Raw genomic sequence first — 5758 nt, 5'->3', positions numbered from 1 at the left:
GTCCGCCGACCACCCGCCCCCTCGCGCCCTCGCCGGACGTCCCCCATGCACCACCGGTTCACTGTGAGGACGACCGAGCGTAGTCAGGCTGCTTCGCCGGTCGCAAGGCGTCCACGACGATCCCGGCCGACCGCTCGACGCTGACAGTCGCCTGTTCCTTCTCGAGGGTCTGCACCACGCCTCCGGGGATGTTGAGGGCCGGTTCGAGGTCCTGCGGTTTGCCGATCACCTTGAAAACGAAGGGCTGGGTGATCTTGTTCCCGTCGACGCTGACACTCTTGCCGGAGTCGCTGACGTAGGTGCCCGCGATCACCCGGACCCCGTTGACCTGGATCGCCTCCGCACCGGCCGCGCGCAGCTCCTGTATCGCGTCGAGCAGCATGTCCGCCTGTACCGTCCCCTTCGGGTCGTCGACCGTCATCGTGATGCCAGGACCCCGCGCCGCCACGGTCCCCGCCAGAATGCCGAGTTGCCTCTCCTTCTCGGCCGTCTGCCGACGGGCCTCCGCGGCCTGGTCGGAGCTGCTCTGCAACTCCTGCCGTTGCTTTTCGAGTCCTGTCTTCTCGTCCTCAAGACGCTGCGTACGGTCATCCAGTTCATCGAGGATGCGAACAAGATCTTCCTGTCGGGCCCCGCGCGGCGCGCTGTCGCTGTCGCTGTTCGACGCCACCTGCACGGCGAGCCCGAATCCGAGCCCGAACAGCAGCAGCGCGACGATCAGTTGGGCCCGGCTGACCCGTGGCGGCCACAGCCCCTGGACCAGCCGCTGCCGGCCGGTCAGCCCGGCCTCCGGCGTCGGCTCGGCGGCCGATCCGGCCACCGGCTCCGCCGGGGGCACCTCCGCGGGAAGTTCTCTGCGCAGCCGGTGCTCCGGCCGCTCCTCGTGTTCACTCATGCCACTCACGCCCGGAAGACATGCCGCCGGATCGCCGCGGCGTTGGAGAAGATGCGGATACCGAGAACCACCACGACCCCCGTGGACAGCTGCGAGCCGACGCCCAGCTTGTCACCCAGGAAGACGATCAGCGCGGCGACCACCACATTGGACAGGAACGACACCACGAAGACCTTGTCGTCGAAGATCCCGTCGAGCATGGCGCGCAGACCACCGAAGACGGCGTCGAGCGCCGCGACGACGGCGATCGGCAGATACGGCTCGACGACCGCCGGAACCTCAGGACGGACCAGCAGTCCGGCCACGATGCCCACGACGAGGCCAAGTACGGCGATCACGATGTGCCCTTCTCAGTCTTCTCGGTGTACGGCTGTGCAGTACGTACGATCACGCTCGGTGCGGCGGGAAGCCGGACGTCGCGCTCCGTGGCGATGGTCGCCCGGATGCCGAAGTTGTCCTCCAGGGCATGCAGATACAGCCCGTCGGGACTGTCCTGGAACCTGGAGCCGAGCCGGTCCCCGTCCCCCACCGCGAGCACCGTGTACGGCGGCACCAGCGGCCTGTTGTCGACCAGTATCGCGTCCCCGGCCGCCCTGATGGCGGACAGGGCGGTCAACCGCTGACCGTTCACGGCGACCGCCTCGGCACCGGACGCCCACAGCCCGTTCACGACCCGCTGCAGGTCGTGGTCGCGTACCCGGCCGGTGTCGGAGAACCCGGAGGTCTCCCGGGGATTGCCGGCGTCGCCCCCCGACGAAGCCTCCTTGGCGTCGTTCACGACCAGCTTCACACCGGGGCCGTGCACGGCGGTGGCACCCGACAGGACACCCATCAGGTCCGCCTGCCCGCTGCCCCCGCTCGCCTTCAGCGCCGCCCGCTGCCGCGCGCTGACGTCGTCCCGCAACGTGTCGACGTCGGTCTCCAGCCTGTCCGCAGCCGTCGTCTCACGGTCGATGCGGTCGAGGAGCTCCTGGCGCTCCTTGGCCACGACGGGCGCCGCCACACGTGCCTGCGCCGCTCCCACGGTCACCACGAGCGCCGCCAGCACCAGACCGCCGGCGAGCCCCAGCCGGGCCCGGAGGGTCTTCGGCATACCGCCGCCCTCCCCGCGGGCCCGCTTCCGGGCCGCCGCCTCGGCGTACCCGTCGTCGAGGCTGTGATCCATGACGTTGGTGATCAACGACATGGAGGCGTCCGGGCGCTGCGGCCGGGGGACGCTGCTCCGAACGGGGGGTTGCTGCGGCATGCCGCACATCGTCGCATGTCGCGACCAGTACCTCCGAACGGCCCCACCGACGTGCCGGACAGGCCCCCTTGGGGACACTTGTCCGGCACGCGCGCGTGCGGCCGCTCTACCGTCCGGCGCTGTCCACGATCGCCGCCCACTCGTCCAACAGGGCCTGCGCGGAGGCGTCGTCGGGCCCCTCCGCCCACAGGTGGGTGACCGCCTCGGCCGGGTCGGGCAGCACCATCACCCAGCGACCGTCGGTCTCGACGACCCGCACCCCGTCCGTGGTGTCGACGAACCGGTCACCGGCCGCCTCGACGACACGCCGCATGACCAGGCCCTTGACAGCCCACGGCGTCGCCAGGTCCCGCTTGAGGACGTGCGCCCGCGGGATCCGCGCGTCGATCTGGCTGAGCGTGAGCTGTGTCCGCGCCACCAGACCGATGAGGCGTACGAAGGCCGCCGTACCGTCGTAGACACTGCTGAACTCGGGGACGATGAACCCGCCCTTGCCGTCACCACCGAAGATGGTGCCTTCCTCACCACCCACGCGCGTGAGGTCGTCGGGAGAGGTCGTCGTCCACTCGACCTGGGTGCCGTGGTAGGCGGCCACCTGCTCGGCGATGCGGGTCGTGGTGACGGGGAGCGCCACCCGGCCGCTGCGCCGCTCGGAGGCGACCAGATCCAGCATCACCAGCAGTGCCCGGTCGTCCTCGATGATGCGGCCCTTCTCGTCCACCAGGGACAGCCGCTCGCCGACCGGATCGAACCGTACGCCGAACGCGGCTCCGGAGGACGCCACGATCTCACCGAGGCGCACCATCCCGGCCCGCCGCTGTTCGGCCGTCTCGGTGGGCCTGGCCTCGTTGAGACCCGGGTTGATGGTCAGCGAGTCGACCCCGAGCTTGCCCAGCAGGCTGGGCAGGACGAGCCCCGCGCTGCCGTTGGAGGCGTCCACGACGACCTTGAGGCCCGATTCGAGGATCCCGGTCGTGTCGACGTTCCGCAGCAGCGCCCCGGTGTACGAGTCGAAGACGCTGGCCGGGAAGTACAGGTCGCCGATCTCACCGGGGAACGCACGCCGGTACTCCTGGCGCGCGAAGATCCGGTCCAGTTTGCGCTGGCTGGCCTGTGACAGGTCCGCGCCCGCTCCGTCGAAGAACATGATGTCGACGGAGTCCGGAACCCCGGGCGAGGTCCGGATCATGATGCCGCCCGCGCTGCCCCTGGCGGTCTGCTGCCGCGCCACGGGCAGCGGCACGTTCTCCAGGTCCCGGACGTCGATGGCGCTGGCCTGGAGCGCCGAGATGACCGCCCGCTTGAGTGCACGGGCACCCCGGGAGTGGTCACGGGCCGTCGTGACGGTGGAGCCCTTCTTCAGGGTCGTCGCGTACGCGCCGGCCAGCCGCACGGCCAGCTCCGGCGTGATCTCGACGTTCAGGATCCCGGACACACCGCGGGCGCCGAACAGATGCGCCTGCCCGCGGGACTCCCAGATCACCGACGTGTTGACGAACGCGCCGGCTTCGATGGTCTTGAACGGGTAGACCCGGACGTTGCCCTGGACGATCGATTCCTCGCCGATCAGGCACTCGTCACCGATGACCGCCCCGTCCTCGATCCGGGCGGCCCGCATGATGTCGGTGTTCTTGCCGACGACGCAGCCCCGCAGATTGCTGTGCTGCCCGACGTAGACGTTGTCGTGGACGACGGCCCGGTGCAGGAAGGCACCGCTCTTGACGACGACGTTGGATCCGACGACGGTGTGTTCCCGGATTTCCGCGCCGGACTCCACCTTGGCGTAGTCGCCGATGTAGAGCGGCCCGCGCAGTTCGGCGTCGGCATGCACCTCGGCGCCCTCGGCGACCCAGACGCCGGGAGATATCTCGAAGCCGTCGATGTCGACGTCGACCTTGCCCTCCAGGACGTCGGCCTGCGCCTTCACGTACGACTCGTGCGTGCCGACGTCCTCCCAGTAGCCCTCGGCGACATAGCCGTAGATGGGCTTGCCTTCCTTCATCAGTTGCGGGAAGACGTCGCCGGACCAGTCGACGGGAACGTCGGCCTCGACGTAGTCGAACACCTCGGGTTCCATCACGTAGATGCCCGTGTTCACCGTGTCGGAGAAAACCTGGCCCCAGGTCGGCTTCTCCAGGAAGCGCTCGACCTTGCCTTCCTCATCGACGATGGTGATGCCGAATTCCAGCGGATTGGGCACGCGTGTCAGGCACACCGTGACGAGCGCGCCCTTCGCCTTGTGGAAGTTGATCAGTTCGGTGAGGTCGAAGTCGGTCAGTGCATCGCCGGAGATGACAAGGAAAGCATCGTCCTTCAACGCCTCTTCGGCGTTCTTGACACTTCCGGCGGTACCGAGTGGCTTCTCCTCGTTGGCATAGGTGAGCTCCATGCCGAGCTCTTCGCCGTCACCGAAGTAGTTCTTGACCAGCGATGCCAGGAACTGCACGGTGACAACGGTCTCGGTGAGCCCATGCCTTTTGAGCAGCCGTAGCACATGCTCCATGATCGGCCGATTGACGACCGGAAGGAGCGGCTTGGGCATGCTGGAGGTCATGGGGCGAAGGCGTGTGCCTTCACCACCGGCCATCACGACGGCCTTCATGTCGGAAGCGTCCTCCTCTAAGAGATGACGGTCTAGCCGACTTCACCCGTCCAGATTGTCCCGCACTTTTGCGCTGCGGGCCATCGAGAGGAATCGAGAGCCACCACGTCCGGACAATCGCCGAGCTCAATCGGCTGTGGCGTCCGCACGAACCAGACGGCGGACCTGCACCACGTAAAGCACTCCTGCCCACCAATAGAGGGTTGTACCCCATCCGGCGAACGCCCATCCGAAAACTGCAGCGAGTGACGAGATCCAACCGGTTCCGTCACTGAGCAGCAGGAGCGGGAACGCGTACATGAGATTGAAGGTGGCGGCCTTGCCCAGGAAGTTCACCTGAGGCGGCGGGTAACCGTGCCGTCGAAGGATGCCCACCATCACCAGCAGCATCAGTTCACGCAGCAGTAGCGCGGCCGTCAGCCAGAGCGGCAGGATCTCGCGCCAGGTGAGACCCACGAGCGTCGACAGGACGTAGAGGCGGTCCGCGGCGGGGTCGAGGAGCCGGCCGAGGCTGCTGATCTGGTTCCAGCGCCGGGCCAGTTTGCCGTCCAGGTAGTCGCTGACGCCGCTGAAGAGGAGCACCAGCAGGGCCCAGCCGTCGCTCTTGGGCCCGCCGAACTCGGGCCTCAGGATCAGCCACAGGAAGACGGGTACGCCGACGAGGCGCGCCATGCTGAGGATGTTCGGGATGGTGAGTACCCGATCCGTCTGGACGCGGGTCTCCTGGACCTCCACCCGGGGGCCTCCTGTGGTGGGAAACGAGCCAACTTTGCCCCCTGACCTTACCTCAACGCAAAAAAGCTCCGGCTCTCGGGCAGGTAACCCAAGAGCCGGAGCTCCAAAAGGAGTTCGGCGGCGTCCTACTCTCCCACAGGGTCCCCCCTGCAGTACCATCGGCGCTGTGAGGCTTAGCTTCCGGATTCGGAATGTAACCGGGCGTTTCCCTCACGCTATGACCACCGAAACACTATGAAACTGTTCAGCCGCACCACGCCGTGACCGGACGTGGGGCTGT

General features: G+C 67.8%; 5 protein-coding genes and 1 rRNA gene. All 6 read right to left on the bottom strand.

Annotated elements, in window-relative coordinates; genetic code table 11:
- Nucleotides 1-58: 58 nt before the first annotated feature.
- Nucleotides 59-895, bottom strand: coding sequence for a DUF881 domain-containing protein (locus ABZ646_RS38605; protein WP_360529971.1), 837 nt, complete (start codon nucleotides 893-895; stop codon nucleotides 59-61).
- Between the two features lie 5 nt (nucleotides 896-900).
- The gene (locus ABZ646_RS38600) at nucleotides 901-1233 is read right to left on the bottom strand and encodes a small basic family protein (protein WP_132887715.1); all 333 of its coding nucleotides are present in this window, start codon (nucleotides 1231-1233) and stop codon (nucleotides 901-903) included.
- The gene (locus ABZ646_RS38595; RefSeq protein ID WP_360529968.1) at nucleotides 1230-2141 is read right to left on the bottom strand and encodes a DUF881 domain-containing protein; all 912 of its coding nucleotides are present in this window, start codon (nucleotides 2139-2141) and stop codon (nucleotides 1230-1232) included. Before ABZ646_RS38595 ends, ABZ646_RS38600 begins: the two co-directional genes overlap by 4 nt.
- Nucleotides 2142-2247: 106 nt before the next feature.
- On the bottom strand, nucleotides 2248-4743 hold the full coding sequence (locus ABZ646_RS38590) for a mannose-1-phosphate guanyltransferase (RefSeq protein WP_360529965.1): 2496 nt from the start codon (nucleotides 4741-4743) through the stop codon (nucleotides 2248-2250).
- Nucleotides 4744-4869: 126 nt separating this feature from the next.
- Nucleotides 4870-5478 carry a CDP-alcohol phosphatidyltransferase family protein gene (locus tag ABZ646_RS38585; protein WP_360529962.1) on the bottom strand — a complete coding sequence of 203 codons (609 nt, stop codon included), beginning with the start codon at nucleotides 5476-5478 and terminating at the stop codon, nucleotides 4870-4872.
- Nucleotides 5479-5590: 112 nt separating this feature from the next.
- Nucleotides 5591-5707 (bottom strand): 5S ribosomal RNA (gene rrf, locus ABZ646_RS38580).
- Between the last annotated feature and the right edge of the window lie 51 nt (nucleotides 5708-5758).

Source organism: Streptomyces sp. NPDC007162, from assembly GCF_040634175.1.
GTDB lineage: Bacteria > Actinomycetota > Actinomycetes > Streptomycetales > Streptomycetaceae > Streptomyces.
Note: the sequence above shows the minus strand (reverse complement) of the source record. Positions and strands in the feature narration are given on the sequence as shown.